17 protein-coding genes and 1 pseudogene are annotated in these 14,908 nt (G+C 68.5%); 4 read left to right on the forward strand and 14 right to left on the reverse strand.

Annotated features, from left to right (window positions below):
- Positions 1 to 151 precede the first annotated feature (151 nt).
- Entirely contained in the window at positions 152 to 1,285 is a 1,134-nt protein-coding gene (locus GSI01S_RS14455) for an ROK family transcriptional regulator (RefSeq protein WP_006897336.1), read from the reverse strand.
- An 81-nt stretch (positions 1,286 to 1,366) separates the two neighbouring features.
- On the opposite strand from GSI01S_RS14455, the gene GSI01S_RS14460 reads away from it, so the two are divergent.
- Positions 1,367 to 2,125, forward strand: coding sequence for an SDR family oxidoreductase (locus GSI01S_RS14460; RefSeq protein ID WP_006897337.1), 759 nt, complete (start codon positions 1,367 to 1,369; stop codon positions 2,123 to 2,125).
- Positions 2,126 to 2,142: 17 nt separating this feature from the next.
- On the opposite strand, the gene purU is transcribed toward GSI01S_RS14460, so the two are convergent.
- Entirely contained in the window at positions 2,143 to 3,030 is an 888-nt protein-coding gene (gene purU / locus GSI01S_RS14465) for a formyltetrahydrofolate deformylase (RefSeq protein ID WP_006897338.1), read from the reverse strand.
- A gap of 27 nt (positions 3,031 to 3,057) precedes the next feature.
- Between purU and deoC the strand changes: the two genes are divergently transcribed.
- Complete coding sequence (deoC, locus tag GSI01S_RS14470) at positions 3,058 to 3,735, forward strand: deoxyribose-phosphate aldolase (RefSeq protein ID WP_006897339.1); 678 nt, start codon at positions 3,058 to 3,060, stop codon at positions 3,733 to 3,735.
- A 31-nt stretch (positions 3,736 to 3,766) separates the two neighbouring features.
- Here the strand turns inward: deoC and GSI01S_RS14475 are convergent, their stop codons facing one another.
- The 6 genes from GSI01S_RS14475 to GSI01S_RS14500 form a co-directional block, all read right to left on the reverse strand.
- Positions 3,767 to 4,912, reverse strand: coding sequence for an LmeA family phospholipid-binding protein (locus GSI01S_RS14475; RefSeq protein WP_006897340.1), 1,146 nt, complete (start codon positions 4,910 to 4,912; stop codon positions 3,767 to 3,769).
- Positions 4,905 to 5,729: a carbon-nitrogen hydrolase family protein gene (locus tag GSI01S_RS14480; protein ID WP_039867769.1), complete on the reverse strand. Its 825-nt coding sequence runs from the start codon at positions 5,727 to 5,729 to the stop codon at positions 4,905 to 4,907. The genes GSI01S_RS14475 and GSI01S_RS14480 overlap by 8 nt, the downstream gene beginning before the upstream one ends.
- 25 nt (positions 5,730 to 5,754) lie before the next feature.
- Entirely contained in the window at positions 5,755 to 6,639 is an 885-nt protein-coding gene (locus GSI01S_RS14485) for a hypothetical protein (RefSeq protein ID WP_006897342.1), read from the reverse strand.
- Positions 6,640 to 6,746: 107 nt separating this feature from the next.
- Positions 6,747 to 7,535 carry a hypothetical protein gene (locus tag GSI01S_RS14490; RefSeq protein WP_006897343.1) on the reverse strand — a complete coding sequence of 263 codons (789 nt, stop codon included), beginning with the start codon at positions 7,533 to 7,535 and terminating at the stop codon, positions 6,747 to 6,749.
- The gene (locus GSI01S_RS14495) at positions 7,532 to 8,044 is read right to left on the reverse strand and encodes a DUF2505 domain-containing protein (RefSeq protein ID WP_006897344.1); all 513 of its coding nucleotides are present in this window, start codon (positions 8,042 to 8,044) and stop codon (positions 7,532 to 7,534) included. The genes GSI01S_RS14490 and GSI01S_RS14495 overlap by 4 nt, the downstream gene beginning before the upstream one ends.
- A 22-nt stretch (positions 8,045 to 8,066) precedes the next feature.
- Positions 8,067 to 8,555, reverse strand: a complete 489-nt coding sequence (locus GSI01S_RS14500) for a DUF2505 domain-containing protein (protein ID WP_006897345.1) — start codon at positions 8,553 to 8,555, stop codon at positions 8,067 to 8,069.
- A 24-nt stretch (positions 8,556 to 8,579) separates the two neighbouring features.
- On the opposite strand from GSI01S_RS14500, the gene GSI01S_RS14505 reads away from it, so the two are divergent.
- Positions 8,580 to 9,677, forward strand: coding sequence for a UDP-N-acetylmuramate dehydrogenase (locus GSI01S_RS14505; RefSeq protein ID WP_233500160.1), 1,098 nt, complete (start codon positions 8,580 to 8,582; stop codon positions 9,675 to 9,677).
- On the opposite strand, the gene GSI01S_RS14510 is transcribed toward GSI01S_RS14505, so the two are convergent.
- Genes GSI01S_RS14510 through GSI01S_RS14530 form a run of 5 tightly spaced genes read right to left on the reverse strand, consistent with a single transcriptional unit; the run spans position 9,655 to position 13,614 of the window.
- Entirely contained in the window at positions 9,655 to 10,734 is a 1,080-nt protein-coding gene (locus GSI01S_RS14510; protein WP_006897347.1) for an alpha/beta fold hydrolase, read from the reverse strand. The two genes, GSI01S_RS14505 and GSI01S_RS14510, sit on opposite strands and share 23 nt — an antisense overlap.
- Positions 10,731 to 11,507 carry a MerR family transcriptional regulator gene (locus tag GSI01S_RS14515; RefSeq protein WP_006897348.1) on the reverse strand — a complete coding sequence of 259 codons (777 nt, stop codon included), beginning with the start codon at positions 11,505 to 11,507 and terminating at the stop codon, positions 10,731 to 10,733. The genes GSI01S_RS14510 and GSI01S_RS14515 overlap by 4 nt, the downstream gene beginning before the upstream one ends.
- Before the next feature lie 19 nt (positions 11,508 to 11,526).
- Positions 11,527 to 11,853 (reverse strand): DUF2516 family protein, encoded by a 327-nt coding sequence (locus GSI01S_RS14520; RefSeq protein ID WP_006897349.1) that lies wholly within the window; start codon positions 11,851 to 11,853, stop codon positions 11,527 to 11,529.
- Between the two features lie 9 nt (positions 11,854 to 11,862).
- Positions 11,863 to 12,336 (reverse strand): helix-turn-helix domain-containing protein, encoded by a 474-nt coding sequence (locus tag GSI01S_RS14525; protein ID WP_006897350.1) that lies wholly within the window; start codon positions 12,334 to 12,336, stop codon positions 11,863 to 11,865.
- Between the two features lie 60 nt (positions 12,337 to 12,396).
- On the reverse strand, positions 12,397 to 13,614 hold the full coding sequence (locus GSI01S_RS14530; protein WP_346077371.1) for a DUF445 domain-containing protein: 1,218 nt from the start codon (positions 13,612 to 13,614) through the stop codon (positions 12,397 to 12,399).
- Between the two features lie 142 nt (positions 13,615 to 13,756).
- On the opposite strand from GSI01S_RS14530, the gene GSI01S_RS14535 reads away from it, so the two are divergent.
- Complete coding sequence (locus tag GSI01S_RS14535; RefSeq protein WP_006897352.1) at positions 13,757 to 14,542, forward strand: TetR/AcrR family transcriptional regulator; 786 nt, start codon at positions 13,757 to 13,759, stop codon at positions 14,540 to 14,542.
- Between the two features lie 36 nt (positions 14,543 to 14,578).
- Here the strand turns inward: GSI01S_RS14535 and GSI01S_RS14540 are convergent.
- Positions 14,579 to 14,908: pseudogene (locus GSI01S_RS14540) on the reverse strand (HNH endonuclease signature motif containing protein); the annotation flags it as partial.

Here is a 14,908-nt window from a genome sequence, read left to right on the forward strand (position 1 = left end):
CCGTTGAGCGAGCGCAGCGAGTCGAAACTCCAGACAGGCAGTCTCGACACGGCATGCTCGCTGCGCTCACAGGCCTACTCGACAACCCTGAAACAGACCACCGAGCGACCCTCCAAGTCTCGATACGGCCTACTCGACGAGCCGGATGAATTCAGCCGCCGACGACACCCAGTGGATCGGCGTACACCGCGGAGAGCGCCACGGCCACGGCCGCCGCCTCGGGTACGTGCACTCCGAAGCAGGTCGGGACGATCTCCAGCGGTCTCGGCAACAGGCTGGCCGCGTCGAACGCCGCCTGCACCGGAGCCAGCCCGTGCGGATGGGCCGAGAAGGCATCGCCGGCGACCGTGATCGCATCGGGATTCAACACATCACGCATCATCGCCACCGCCTCGCCGAGCACACGCGCGCGATCGTCGGCGACCACGCCGGCCGACTCGTCCACGTCCAGCCGGGCGGCCGCGGCCTTGACCGCCGCCGTGCCGATCACCGACTGCAACGGCGCCACCGGCTCGACGGCCAGCACCCCCGGTTCCACCCGGAGCCCGGCGATGGTCCCCGCGCCGTGCGCGGGCTGGTGTACTTCGCCGTCGATGATCAGGGCCATGCCGACCGTCTCACGGGCGTAGAAGAACAGGCTCGATCCGCTGCGCTGAACGGTCGACGCCAGCAGTAGTTCCGCGGCCGCCATCGCCTGAACGTGTTCGGCGACCGACACCGGCACGCCGAGGGCCGCGTGCAGACGCTCCCCCAGCGGCTGCCGATGCCAGCGCAGGATCGTGTGATCGACGAGGCCGGTGGCGTCGTCGACCACCCCACCGAGCGCTGCGCCCGCCCAGAGGACCCGCCGACCGGAGAAGCGCCCCGCGAGTTCGGCGAGCAGTTCGCACAATCTATCGACGGCCGACGCGGCGTCGGCGTTCGCGAGTTCCTTCGTACGGATCGCGTGACTGTACAGCGTGCGGCCTCCGACGTCGGCGATGACGAGCGCCGTCCGACGGGCACCGATGTGCATGCCCGCGACGCAGAACCGGTCGGGGTCCAGGGTCAGTGGCAGCTTGGGCCGTCCGACTCCGCTGTGCCCGAGCAGATCGGGTCGCTCGATCACCAGGCCCGCCTCCAGGAGTGCGTTCACCTGCCGGTTGACGGTGGCGGCCGAGAGCCCGGTGTCAGCGACAAGTCGGTCCCGGGTCGCCGGAGCACTGATACGGACAGCGTTGAGAACGGCGGCGGCAGGGCCGGATCCGAAACGAAGTGGCGCGGCCACCACGCCGGCGATGGTCATGCGTCGAACCTATCAGCAGACGAGTTCGGGGCCCGCGGACTCCGGGCATCGCCGGCACCCGCCGCCACTAGACTCGATGCCATGACTAGCTCCGAGAGTTCCAGCAGCAAGGGCAAGATCGCGGTCGTCACGGGGGCGAGTTCGGGTATCGGTGCGGCGACGGCGCGCAGCCTGGCCCGCGATGGCTACACCGTGGTGCTGGGCGCGCGGCGCGTCGACCGCATCGACGCGCTCGCCCAGGAGATCGGCGGCCGCGCCAGGTACCTCGACGTCACCGACGCCGCCTCGGTGGAACGCTTCGCCGCGACGCTCGACCGCGTGGACGTCCTGGTCAACAATGCGGGCGGTGCCAAGGGCCTGGCCCCGGTGGCGGAGGCGGACCTCGAGGACTGGCGCTGGATGTGGGAGACCAACGTGGTCGGCACACTGCGCGTCACCAAGGCCCTGCTTCCGAAGATCGAGGCATCGGGCGACGGTCTCATCATCACGATCACCTCCACCGCGGCACTCGAAGCGTACGACAACGGCGCGGGCTACACCTCTGCGAAGCACGCGCAGGGCGTCCTGCACCGGACGCTGCGCCTGGAACTGCTCGGCAAGCCCATCCGGCTGACCGAGATCTGCCCCGGGATGGTCGAGACCGAGTTCTCTCTCGTCCGCTTCGGCGGCGACGCCGCGAAGGCCGAGTCGGTGTACGAGGGGCTGACGCCGATGGTCGCCGAGGACATCGCCGAAATCGTGTCCTTCACCGCGTCCCGGCCGTCGCACGTCGACCTCGACCAGATCGTCGTCCGCCCCCGCGATCAGGCCACCTCGCGCCGCAACATCAAGACCGGATAGGCGCCGGGAGTCGCGGACTACTGGAAGACGACCGTCTTGCGGTCGTGCACCAGCACGCGGTGCTCCAGGTGCCAGCGCACGCCGCGGGCGAGCACGAGCGTCTCGATGTCTCGGCCCTGACGCACCATGTCGGCCGCCGAGTACTCGTGGTTGATCCGGCTGACGTCCTGCTCGATGATCGGGCCGGCGTCGAGATCGGCGGTGACGTAGTGGCAGGTGGCGCCGATCAGCTTCACCCCGCGGTCGAACGCCTGATGATACGGCCGAGCCCCCACGAAGCTCGGCAGGAAACTGTGGTGGATGTTGATGGCCTTGCCGGCCCAGGCTTCGCACAGGTCGGCGGGCAGGATCTGCATGAAGCGCGCGAGCACGATCGCGTCGGGGTCGTAACCGTCGACGATCGCCCGCACGTCCGCGAACGCCTCTTCCTTGCCACCGGCGGGAAAGGGCACGTGGTGGAACGGAACACCGAAGCGCGTGGTCATGGTCTCCAGGTCCCGGTGATTTCCGACCACCGCACTGACCCGAGCCGGGAACTCGCCGCGCTCGGCACGGGACAGGAGATCGGTGAGACAGTGACTATCCTTGCTGACCAGCAGCACCACTGATTTCTCGGCACCGGTGTCGGACACCTGCCATTCGGCCTCGGGCCCGAACATCGCGGCCACCTCGGCGAAACGGCTGCGGAACTCCTCCACCGGCATCCCGATCGAATCGGCACGGACGGCCTGCCGGGTGAAGAACCAGCCGGTGGTCTGATCCGAGTGGTACGCCGCCTCGGTGATCCACCCGCCAACGCCGGCGAGGAAGCCGGAGAGGGCCGCGACGATGCCGGTGCGGTCGGGGCAGCCGAGGGTCAGGACGAAGCGACGGTCGTCGCCGGAGGAGATCTGCGAGTTGCTCACAGTTCTCAGTGTGCCAAGCTCGATTCCGTGACGAACACCAACCTGACCCGAGCGGATGTCGCAGCGATGGTCGACCACACGCTGCTGAAGCCCGAAGCGACCCGGGCCGATGCGCAGACCACCATCATCGACGGTCTGGAGCTCGGCGTGTATTCGATCTGCCTGTCACCGTCGATGCTGCCCATCGACACCGGGTCCGCGCACACCTGCGTCGTGGCGGGATTCCCGTCGGGCAAGCATCACTCGCTGGTGAAGGCATCCGAGGCACGCCTCGCTGTGGATTCCGGTGCGGATGAGATCGACATGGTGATCGACGTCGGCGCCGCGGTCGACGGCCGGTACGACGAGGTCTTCGCGGACGTCCTGACCGTCCGCGAGGCGATCGGCCGCGACCGGGTGCTCAAGGTGATCGTCGAGTCCGCGGTCCTGCTCGACGCGGTCGGCGACGACTGTCTCGTGCAGGTCTGCCGGCGCGCCGTCGAAGCGGGCGCCGACTTCGTCAAGACCTCGACCGGTTTCCATCCGGCGGGCGGTGCGAGCGTCCGCGCGGTCGAATTGATGCGAGCGACAGTCGGCGACGGCGTCGGTGTCAAAGCCAGCGGCGGCATCCGCACGGCGGCAGCAGCCGCCGATCTCATCGCCGCGGGCGCGAATCGCCTCGGGCTGTCGGGCACCCGCGCGGTGCTGGACGGCTTCCCCGAGTAGGCCGCAGCAGAACGGCTGCCGAGCGGCACGGCTAGACCGCGCAGCCTCCGGAACCGCTGGACGCGTTGGTCGACTCCGCGGCCGACTTCAGGTTCACATCGTCGCCGGCGAAGGCGAAGTCGATGCCCGACTTGCCGACGTCGAGCTTGGTGACGTGGATCTGCTTGAACAGCGGACCGAACATCGCCGCGGTGACCTGATCGACGATCGGCTGAGCGAAGTCGGACGGGAGACCGAACATCAGCGCCGTCGCGTCCTTCACCTCGAACGAGACCGCACCGTCCTTCACCACCGGCTTGAGCGTCACGGTGGCGGGGATCGGGATGATCGTGATGTTGACCGTCGTGGAGATCTTGATGGTCCCCGCAGACGGATCGGCGCTGATGGACTCGATGGTCGGGCTGCCGTTCTGGCCCTCCTGGCTCATCGTCTGAATGCGCTCGTAGGGAAGGAACCCGTTGCCCTGCAGTGACTGCACGGTGCCGCCGTCGGTGCTGATCCCCTCGGCCCGGGCGTGCAGTTGCATGGTGGAGTCGCCGCCACCGGTGGTGTCTACCTGGACCCACGGGACGTCGCCGTCGACCACCGACATGAGCATCGGTCGCCGAGACACCGAGACGTCGGTTCCGGTTCCGGTCAGGTTCTCGAAGGAGGTCTGCAGACAGCTGGTGACCTTGTGCCGGACGTAGAGTTCGGATCCGACGCCGGCGATCACCACGAGCAGTACCACGGCGGCCACGATGAGGCCGATCGTCCGGCCGCGTCCGCGCTTGGCCGACGGCGACGACATCACCGGCGCACCGGACGACGGCGGTGGAGCTGCCGCGACCGGCGTGAACGCCCCCGAGTCGAGTGCGTCCATCTGCTTGGTCGGCGGCTTGCCGGACTCCGAGTAGGCGTGTGTGGCCGGGTCCGAGGTGTAGCGGATCGGCCCGGTGATGACTTCCCCGGTCGGGGTGTCGTCGGGAAGAGCGCCGTCGGTGTCCGGGACGCTGTGCTTGCCCGTCGCCGCGGGCTCCTCGGACCCTGTGGACTCGTCGGACCCCGCGGCCTGGGCGGGCTCCCCCGCCGCATCCGACTCCGGAGCGACGTGCTCCCGGGTCTCGGATTCGCCGACGGCGGCCTCGTCGGAGGCTTCGTCGTCGGAGGAATGCGACGAGCGCGGAGAGTCAGTCATGCGGGTTCGTCCGATCCAGGCGGGGAATGTCACGGGCATTGGCCAGCACGGCCAACGCGCTGCGCGCCTTGTCTGTCAGGGCGAGATCGATGTCATGGACACCCATCTGCACCGCGGAGTCATAGTCGGCGATCACGCTACCGAATGGATCTGAGAGTCGGCTATGACCTATCCCGGTGGGAGCCAAGGAGTCTCTGATGGCGGGGTCGGAGGGTTCGGCCTGACCGACGCCCGCGACGTAGGCGGTGGAGTCCAGCGCCCGAGCGCGAGTCAGGATCTCCCACTGCTCGAGTTTGCCGGGTCCCGAACCCCACGACGTGGGGACCACGATCATCTGTGCTCCGCGTCGGGCGAGTTCGGTGAACAGCGCGGGAAACCGGATGTCGTAGCAGGTGGCGACGCCGACCGTGCAGTCACCGACGTCGAAGACGAGCGGCCGGTGTCCCGGCGCCACGGTCCGCGACTCGGCGAAGCCGAAGGCGTCGTACAGGTGGATCTTGTCGTAAGCGAGGGGTGCGCGTCCGGGTCGTGCCACCAGGACCGTGTTGCGGATCCGGCCGTCGGGCGCGGGCGTGAACATCCCCGCCGCCACCGCGACTCCGTGAGCGTCCGCGGCGGCCGCGACCGCCGATGCCCACGGGCCGTCGAGTGACTGCGCCACATCGCGGAGGGAGACTCCGAACCGGCACATGGCCGCTTCTGGAAACACCACCAGGTCGGCTCCGGCCGCGGAGGCGTCCCGCACGCCGTCGAGCACGATCTCCAGATTGGCGTCCGGGCTGTCGGTGGAACTCATCTGGGCCATCGCCAGTCGCATGCAGTCTCCCTCGGGCACGAGAACATCACTTCTGATAAAGCGTAGATCCCTCCGGCCCGCGGCTGCTGCTGATGAGCTTGGCGAAGCAGTGGTCCTTGTCGAGCCCGTTTCCGCGGCACCAGGCCAGTGCGTCGTCCGCGCTCGCGAAGCCCTGGGCCGACACCGTCACCCACCAGCCGCTTTCGGAGAACACCGGCCACTCACTCGAGTCGAGCAGCCGCACCTGCGGGTACCGGGACCGAGACGACTCGAACTCCGCCAGGATGGTCTGGTTGTCCCAAGTACGGCCGTCGGCGTACAGGCCCGGGCGCTTCGCACTGATCTGCGCAGCCCAGCGATCGGCGAGGGCACCGCGGAAATCGGCGGCGTCGGCCGTCGCCTGATCGCGCAGGCGCCCGGCGGCATCGGTCTCCGGATCGGCCACCACCGATGTCACGGTGTGCGTGGGAGGTGCCTGCGTGACGACCGTCGGGGCCGGGTCCGCGGTCTTCTCGTCGGGGGCGTTCACGACCTTCATCCAGACGACGACGGCGGCCACCGCCAGACCTATCACGCAGGCGATCGCCAGACCGAGAAGGACCGCACGCCCCGCCCCGCCGGCCGGTGCCGGTCCGTAGCCGGGCGGCGGATACGGGCCGCTCGGATACTGCGTCGGAGCGTAGAGCGGTCCCGAGGATGCGGGGCCGGCGTAGTGCGGACCCGAGCGGTACGGGTCCTCGAGACCGGGGGTGTCGTAGGTTCTGGTCGGCTCCCGCAGCGGCGGCACCGACGGAGGGTCGGGCACCGGCCGCGACATCGTCTCGGCGTAGTGATCGACGTCGGGCGCAGTCTGTGCGGTGTCATTCCGTGCGGTGTCATTCCGTGCGGGGTCATTCCGTGCGGGGTCATCCGGCCGGCCATCTGTGGACATGCCGGAAGCGTATCGGCGAACTCCGACATCTTCGGGAAACCCGACCGAACGGACGACAGTCGCAGCGCGTGGCCTCGGGGCTTCCGCCGCGTGCGGAACTCGTCAGGTCAAGCGGGAGCGACGGCGCCCCACGGCACGGTCAGCAGGTTGTCCACGCGACGGCCGCGAGGCACGCGGACGTCGACCCCCGAGTCCCGGAGCATGTCACGCGCGTACCGCCAGCGGTCGCGCGGGCCGAAGACCTCGCGCCCGGCCGCCCGGTCCCAGCACTGATCGGCGGTCTCCAGGAGCCGATGGATCGCCTCACCGTCCACGTTGCGGTGGATCAGTGCCTTCGGCAGCCGTTCGGCCAGCTCCGACGGGCGGCGGGTGTGTGCGGGCGACCACGCGAGAGTCAGTTCGATCGGTCCGTCGCGGTCGAGGAGGATCCAGCAGCATCGGCGGCCGATCTCGTCGCAGGTGCCCTCCACGATCAGGCCGCCCGGGGCCAGCGCGCTCCGCATCTGCGCCCACGCCGCATGCACCTCGTCCTCGCCGTACTGCCTGAGCACGTTGAACGCCCGAACCAGATGCGGCCGCATACCCGCGAGTTCGAAGCCGCCGAGCGCGAAGCGCACCCCGTGACGCGGTTCCACGATCCGGGCGGGGTCGATCTCCAGGCCGACGAGGTCCAGGTCGGGTATCACCCGGCGCAGCCGGATCGCCATCTCCACCGCGGTGTCGGGGCGGCCGCCGTATCCGAGGTCGACGGCCAGCGGCCGCGGAACGTCGCAGGCGGCACGGACACGGGGGTCGGCGGCCATCGCGCGGTCGACGCGACGGAGCCGATTGATGTTCGTGGTACCGCGGGTGATGCGCCCGCTGGGTCGTCCGGCCGCGAGGCCGGCGCCTCTCACGCGAGGTTGTCCTCGACCCAGGTCGACGTGAACTCGGCTTCGCCGCGGAACAGGTCCACCAGATTCACCAGCATCAGCTGTTCGAGCTTGGCGTTGACGAACGGGATGTACACCTTCACCTCGGTCGTCTTGCGGATGGTGCACCCGGTGTCGGTCGGGAACAGTTCCTGACGCCCGGTGAGCGAACCCGGACCGGCCGGGATGGACGCGCTGTAGCTGCCGTCGGTGTTCACCGGATCGAACACGCCGTAGTTCTCCGTGCGCGTGATCATCATGTCCTTGAGCATGACGGTCTGGGCGATGGGCGGCAGCATGTCCCGCGTGATGGTCTGCTGCAGGACCACGCGGATCCCGTCGTCACCGGTCTCGAACTCCTCGACGTTCGAGATCGGGGTCAGCTCGCGGAACTCGACCATGAGATCTTCCCAGTACTTCTTCTGCGACAGTGCCTGGTAGATCTTCTCGGCCGAGTGCGGGTACCGAGCTGAGTAGCTGAGCCGTCGTGCCATGTGGGACAGCGTAACGTCAGATTCAACCCTGCCGAAATTCGACGGATGCGTCACGTTCGGCGTCGAGCAGCAGTCCGACCTGCTCGATGATCGCCTTCTCGATCTTGCCGCCGACGAACGGGATCGAGACATCGGCCTGTCCGGAATACCGCGCGACCGCCGGGTCCCCGCTGATGACGATGTCACCGTGGATCTTCGCCGGAGCACCGGAGACCGCCGCCTCCATCGAGCCGGTGATCTGCTCGCCGGCCAGCCGGAACACGCTGGTCCGCGGGATCTCCAGGTCGCCGGGCCGGACCGCGGTCACGACGGACGGCAGGTTCTCCGCACCGACGCCCTGCTTGCTCACCACTGTCACCTGATCGCCGTCGAGTGCGAACGACTCGATCGAGCCGTGCCCGGCGTTGGTCGCCTGCACCAGGTCCCGCCAGTACTGTTCGGTGCTGATCAGCGACCACAGTGCGGACACGGAGAACGGATAGCTGACCGAATGCTCGAACTTGCTCGACATGGCAGCCAGGTTACCGTTACTGACGTGACCGACCCACAGCAGACCACCCGTGTGCGCGACGCCTCGAGCGTCCTCTTGGCCGACTTCACCACCCTGCGGCTGGGTGGACCCGCACGCGCCGTCGTCCGGTGCGAGACGACCGACTCACTGGTCGCGACGGTCGCCGGTCTCGACGCCCGGCGCGAGCCGGTGTTGCTGATCGGTGGCGGCTCCAACCTCGTGATCGGCGACGACGGTTTCGAGGGCACCGCGGTCGTCATCGCGAGCGCCGGAATCGAGTACGGAGACGAGGACGGACGGCCGTACGTGACGGCTGAGGCCGGAACCGATTGGGACTCCCTGGTCGCCGACACCGTCGCCGCGGGCTTCGGCGGGTTGGAGTGCCTCTCGGGCATCCCCGGCGCCGCAGGCACCACACCGGTTCAGAACGTCGGCGCTTACGGCGTCGAGGTCGCCGACGTTCTGCGGAGCGTGCGATTGCTCGACCGCGCCACCGGAGACATCCGCTGGGCCGCGCCCGACACACTGGGCCTGGCCTACCGGACGAGCGACTTGAAGGGCCGCCACGATCAGGTGGTGCTGGCCGTCTCGTTCTGGCTCAATCCGGGCGGCGTGTCGGCGCCGATCCGGTACCGCGAACTGGCCCGCACGCTCGGCGTGGACGAGTGCGGCACCGCCGGCGCCCGCGACGTGCGCGACCGGGTGCTCGGGCTCCGCGCCGCGAAGGGCATGGTGCTCGACCCCGCCGATCACGACACCTGGAGCGCGGGATCGTTCTTCACCAACCCGATCGTTCCCGAAGAGCGTGTGGAGGCGATTCTCGAGCGCATCGCGGCGCACGTCGGCGCCGACGTCGCGGTCCCCCGCTATCCGGCGGACGCCGGTGTGAAGCTGTCGGCGGGGTGGCTGATCGAACGCGCCGGTTTCACCAAGGGCTTCCCGGGCGACGGAGCGCCCGTCCGGCTGTCGACCAAGCACACGCTGGCGCTGACCAACCGCGGCGGCGCCGACACGGCGGATCTACTCGAACTCGCCGGGCGGGTGCGGGACGGGGTGCGGGACGTCTTCGGCGTCGAACTGCACCCCGAACCCGTCTTCGTCAACTGCCGGTTGCCGCGCTGACCCCGGAGAGCAGATTGCCGAGCAGTGCGTCGAACTCAGCGGACCGCTCGTAGGGAACCATGTGTCCCGCACCCTCGTACACGTTGTACGAGTACAGGAAACCGCGTCGGCTCAGCACCTTGGCCATCTCCTGGGCGTGTTCCACCGGCGTCAGGAGGTCGGCACTGCCGACGACCACCGCCGTCGGGACCGTCACCTTGTCGAGTCCGGACAGCACGTCGAGCGAGTACATCGCCGAGCCCCACGCACCGCGCGCCTTCGGCGAGCAGGAAGCGATCATCTCGTCGGTGAAGTCGACGTGGGCCTGGCGGGCGACGGGACCGGTCGTCACATAGTGGGAGAACTTCTCGGTCAACGAGTTGCTCGGCAGGGGCAGCCGCGAGGAGGTGAAGGTCCGCTCCAGCACTCGCTTGCCCGGACCGGCTACGGCCGGCATGTCCTCGGGGATCAGATGCTGTCGCTGGACCACTCCGCGTGCAGCCGTGGAACACAGGACGATGGCCGAGACCCGGTCCTCCATGCCCGCACCGAACTGCTTGGCCCACGACATGATCGTCATGCCGCCCATGCTGTGTCCCACCAGCACCGCGCGCTTGCCCTCGGGGATCATCGCTTCGAGGACTGCCTGCAGGTCCTGACCCAGCATCTCGATGGTCGCCGCGGCCGTTCCCATCTCCGAGAGGCCGTGGCCGCGCTGGTCGTAGGCCACCATCGGGCGGCCGCTGCCGAAGTGGTTGAACTGTGCGTTCCAGAATCCGGTGTTGCAGGTCCAGCCGTGAATCAGCACGACGATCTCGTCGGCGTCCTCGACGTCACCGGAGGCCACCACGTGCAGCAGCGTGCCGTCCGGGGTGCCGACCACCGACGACCGCATGGGGTGCGTCGGCGGAGCGAGCATCGGGTCGGGGCCGTCCTGAACGGGATCGGGGTACTTGAACACCTCGCGGACCATGAATCCGCCGGCGACCGCCAGTTCGGCAGCCGCCACTCCAGCGGCGCCCACCGCGCCGATCGTCGCCCAACGGCGCGCTCGCGTCCATGTGTTCTTCGTCGTCATTCGTCGACCTCCGTCTGGCCGCCGGTCGCCCGGCTGCTCTGCGCAGACTGCTGCTGCGTCGCATCGAAATAGGTACTGGCCTCGCCGATCGCCCGCGAGATCTCCTTGTCGAGAGCCCGGCTGAAGGTGGTCTCGACGATCTCGTGGGCCATCGGCCGAACGGTCTGGATCAGCTCGGCCATCTTCGCCAGCTTCTCCTCGCCGAGGTTCGGCAGATTCTCGTCGAAGTACTTGTCGGTGATGATGGATACGAAGCTCCGAGCGACATCGGTCAGATCCGACTCGACTCGCATCCATCGATCGAGCAGGTCATCGATGTCGATGCCGCCCTTCACCAGCACTTCGGCGCCTTCGAGCAGCTCCGGATTGCGGATTGCGTAGTGGGCGCCGTCCTTCGTGAGCAGTCCCAGCTTCTGACTGAGATTGATCGACCGCTCGTCGGCGCCCAGCGTCTTCTTCAATTCGGTGAAGGTGATGGTGGCGGCCCGCTTGATGTTGCGGAACCTTCCGCCCTTCGGAGCCGCGCGCAGCACGTGCTCCACCTTCATTCCGTAATGCGCGGCGTGCAGGAGTTCGCTGATCGTCGCGAACGTGTAGCCGCGTTCCAGCATGCGTGAGATCAGGTTGAGCCGGACGAGGTGCTCGTCGGAGTACCAGCCGGTGCGCCCACGGATCGTCGGCGGCGGGAGCAGTCCCCGGTCCTGATAGACGCGGATGTTCCGGACGCTGACTCCGGAGACCTGCGCGAGGTCGTTGATGCGGTATTCGCTCACCGGTGGGGTCCCCGCGTCCCTACGCGTTCTTCCGGAACCACGAGCGGCCCAGGATCTCGTCGGTCCGAACCCGGACGTCGACGACGTAGACGAGGACCGCGGTGATCGCGGCGAGGAAGAACATCAGTCCGAAGCCGAGCGATGCCTGCACCAGCCAGATCAGCAGCGTCGACACCGCGAGGACGGCCACCCAGAAGGTCTTCGTCTGCGCGTCGACGGCGGTGAAGGCGTCGGGTCGCGTGATCGCGGCGTGCACCAGGGCCACGGCCGCGGTGACGCCCGCGATGACGGTGATGGCCAGCAGGATGTACTGCTGGGCGTAGATGACGAAACTCGCTGCGCTCACGACTCCACCTTAATCACGCGCCGGCTCGGCCGAATCGGCCCGGAGGACGTCGACCGTGCCGGCCGCGGACGCTCCGTCCGACTGCTCGCTCGCTCCGTTCTCTCGGCGGAACGAATCGTAGATCTCCAGCAGCATCTGCTTCTGCCGCTCGCTGATGGAACTGTCGGCGAGCAGTGCGTCGCGCACCGGGCTCGCCGGCCGCGCCTCCAGGATTCCGGCGCGCACGTAGAGCACTTCCGCGGAGACGCGGAGTCCCTTGGCGATCTGCGAGAGCACGTCGGCCGACGGCTTGCGCAGCCCGCGCTCGATCTGAGAGAGGTACGGGTTGCTGACGCCCGCTCGCTCGGCCAGCTGCCGGAGTGAGACCTTGGCGGACAGCCGCTGACTGCGGATGAACTCGCCGATGTCCTGCGCAGCGGTGGCCATGGCCTCGACGGTTCCCGTCTCGGACTGGCCGTCCTGGTGATCATGCTCGGATGTCATACGAAACTCGTGCCTCCCGGATTCCATTATCCGCACCGGGCGCTAACAAGTGCAAGCGCGTCAGGGGAACAGCAGAACCGAGACCGTGTAAATGGCCAGGCCGGCCAGCGATCCGACCACCGTGCCGTTGATGCGGATGAATTGCAGATCACGCCCGACCTGCAGTTCGATCTTGCGACTGGTCTCCGCGGCATCCCATCCCCGGACCGTCTCGGTGATCACCGAGATGATCTCCGCCGAGTAGTTGTCGGCCACGTGACGGGCCGCCCGCACCGCCCAGCCGTTGAGCTTGGCCTGCAGCGGTTCGTCGTCGCGGATCCGTTCCGCCAACTGCACCACCGCGTCGGAGAGCGAGGTACGCAGCGTCGACTCCGGGTCGTCGAGCATCTGCTCGATGACCGCCTTGCCCGCCTGCCACGCGGTCGACGCCGCTCCGGTCACCTCGTCTCGTCCGAGGAGTTCCTCTTTGAGGTTCTCGAACTTGGCGATCGTCGCCTCGTCCTCCTGCAGTTCCCGGGCGAAGTCCTCGACGAAATCGTGCATGGCGATCCGCAGCTCATGCTGCGGATCGGCGCGGACCTTGTAGGTGAACTCGGTCAGTTCGCGGTAGATCCGGTCGCCGACGAGATGGGTCACGAAGCGCGGTGCCCACGCCGGACCGTCGCGGTCCACCACGCGGTCGATGAGCGGCTGACTGCCCAGCGCCCACTCGTGCGCGCGGTCGCAGGCGAGTTGGATCACCGGTTCGAGACGGTTCTCGGCGACGAGCTGCTCGAGGATGCGCCCGGCGGGCGGTGCCCACAGCGGTTCCGCCGCCCATTTGAGGGCGGCCTGTATGAGGCGTTCGACGTCCTCGTCGCGCAGCATCTCCGAGCAGAGCTTGAAGATCCTCGAGACCTCGTCGTTCACCCGCGGCTTGTTCGCCGGGTCGGCGAACCACGTGGAGACTCTGCGCGGCAGGTCGAGCGAGGCGACACGATCCTCGATCACCTCGCGGGTCATGAAGTTCTCCTGGACGAAGCCGCCGAGCTGGTCGCCGATCTGGTCCTTCTTCCGCGGGATGAGCGCGGTGTGCGGAATCGGCAGTCCGAGCGGCTGACGGAACAGCGCGGTGACCGCGAACCAGTCGGCCAACGCACCGACCATTCCGGCCTCGGATGCGGCGCGGACGAATCCGACCCACGCGGCCACGTCCGCTCCGTCCCGGTGTTCGAGCCAGCGCATGCAGAAGTAGATCACCGCGGCGCCGACCAGCAGGCCGGTCGCCACGATCTTCATCCGCCGCAGGTCGTGGGCTCGTTTCGCGTCCGCCTGCGTCAGTCCCGCGGGCACCGCCGGAGACTTCGGGGTGCGCTGTCGATGGTCCAAGGTTGACGACACTCGTCCAGTGTTCCGTACGAGCTACTAGGGTTTCCAGGTGATGCCGAACCCTCCGATACCCACGAGTGCCGCGCGCGCCGCCGTCAACGCGGCGGCGACGCTGACGCGCGAGCTCGAACAACGCATCCTGACGCCTGCGGTGGAAGCCGTCGCCTCCGACGGCCGTAAGCAGCGCTGGGAGAAGCACAAGCAGGAGCGACGCGCCGAGCTGACCGCGGGCACGGTGGAAGCGATCCGGGCTCTCGGCCCGGAGGTCGGAATGGACGACATCGCCCGCCACATCGGGGTGTCGAAGACCGTGCTCTACCGGTACTTCGCCGACAAGAACGACCTCGCCGCCGCCGTCACGCTCTGGTATGTGGAGACGACCGTGATGCCGCGACTCATCGACGCGCTGTCGGGCGACATCGGCGACTACCGCCTGGTTCAGGCCGTCATCAGCGTGTACGTGGAGACGGTGTCGTCGGATCCCAATGTCTACCGGTTCACGATGGCGCGGCCGTCGGGCAGCCGTCCGGTCGCCGCCGAGGCCGAGAAGATCTTCGCGGGGGCCCTCGAATCGACGCTCGAGGCGCGATTCGCGGCCCGCGGCGCCCAGACTCGCGGCGCCCGCACTTGGGCACGCGCGATGGTCGGGGCCACCACCGTCGCCGTTGAGGAGTGGATCGCCGTCCCGGACCGGACCTCGCAGGATCTGGCCGAGGAACTGACGATGCTCGTCTGGGGCGGCATCGTCGGCGTGGTGGGCGCGGGTGGCGATCCGGCCTGCTTCGCAGCCGATCCCCCACAGCTCCCTCCGGACGAAGGGCATCCGCCCGCCGGGTGACCGGGCGCAGACCGGGAGGCTCTCCGCGACCACGGCTCAGGCCGCCGCGTGTCCCGGCCGGGACTCGCGATCGGGTTGGGCCGCGGCCTCCGGCGGCGGATGCTCGCGGCGATGCGGAACGGGAACTTGTTGATCCTCCCGTGGGTGCAGGTGCCGTGCCTGCCCGGCGTGGTGGACGGGGTTCAGGCGCCAAGGTTGATCGGTGGTGGCCGGTCGCCAGCCCATGCGTCCGGCATCGGGTCCGTCGGGGAGGATGGTGGTCTCCCATTGGCCGCGGTTGGTGCCGACGGCGCGGTTGTGGCGCCCGCACGCGGCGCCGAGAGCATCGATGTCGGTGCGCCCTCCCGGGGTGATCCAGTCCGGTGC

Origin of the sequence: Gordonia sihwensis NBRC 108236, assembly GCF_000333035.1 — a bacterium.
GTDB classification, from domain to species: domain Bacteria; phylum Actinomycetota; class Actinomycetes; order Mycobacteriales; family Mycobacteriaceae; genus Gordonia; species Gordonia sihwensis.

Excerpts from the sequence above, each read along its gene's own strand:
- GSI01S_RS14455 (WP_006897336.1), bottom strand. The coding sequence starts at position 1,285 with ATGACCATCGCCGGCGTGGTGGCCGCGCCACTTCGTTTCGGATCCGGC.
- GSI01S_RS14460 (WP_006897337.1), top strand. The coding sequence starts at position 1,367 with ATGACTAGCTCCGAGAGTTCCAGCAGCAAGGGCAAGATCGCGGTCGTC.
- GSI01S_RS14475 (WP_006897340.1), bottom strand. The coding sequence starts at position 4,912 with ATGACTGACTCTCCGCGCTCGTCGCATTCCTCCGACGACGAAGCCTCC.
- GSI01S_RS14480 (WP_039867769.1), bottom strand. The coding sequence starts at position 5,729 with ATGCGACTGGCGATGGCCCAGATGAGTTCCACCGACAGCCCGGACGCC.
- GSI01S_RS14485 (WP_006897342.1), bottom strand. The coding sequence starts at position 6,639 with ATGTCCACAGATGGCCGGCCGGATGACCCCGCACGGAATGACCCCGCA.
- GSI01S_RS14495 (WP_006897344.1), bottom strand. The coding sequence starts at position 8,044 with ATGGCACGACGGCTCAGCTACTCAGCTCGGTACCCGCACTCGGCCGAG.
- GSI01S_RS14500 (WP_006897345.1), bottom strand. The coding sequence starts at position 8,555 with ATGTCGAGCAAGTTCGAGCATTCGGTCAGCTATCCGTTCTCCGTGTCC.
- GSI01S_RS14510 (WP_006897347.1), bottom strand. The coding sequence starts at position 10,734 with ATGACGACGAAGAACACATGGACGCGAGCGCGCCGTTGGGCGACGATC.
- GSI01S_RS14525 (WP_006897350.1), bottom strand. The coding sequence starts at position 12,336 with ATGACATCCGAGCATGATCACCAGGACGGCCAGTCCGAGACGGGAACC.
- GSI01S_RS14530 (WP_346077371.1), bottom strand. The coding sequence starts at position 13,614 with ATGAAGATCGTGGCGACCGGCCTGCTGGTCGGCGCCGCGGTGATCTAC.
- GSI01S_RS14535 (WP_006897352.1), top strand. The coding sequence starts at position 13,757 with ATGCCGAACCCTCCGATACCCACGAGTGCCGCGCGCGCCGCCGTCAAC.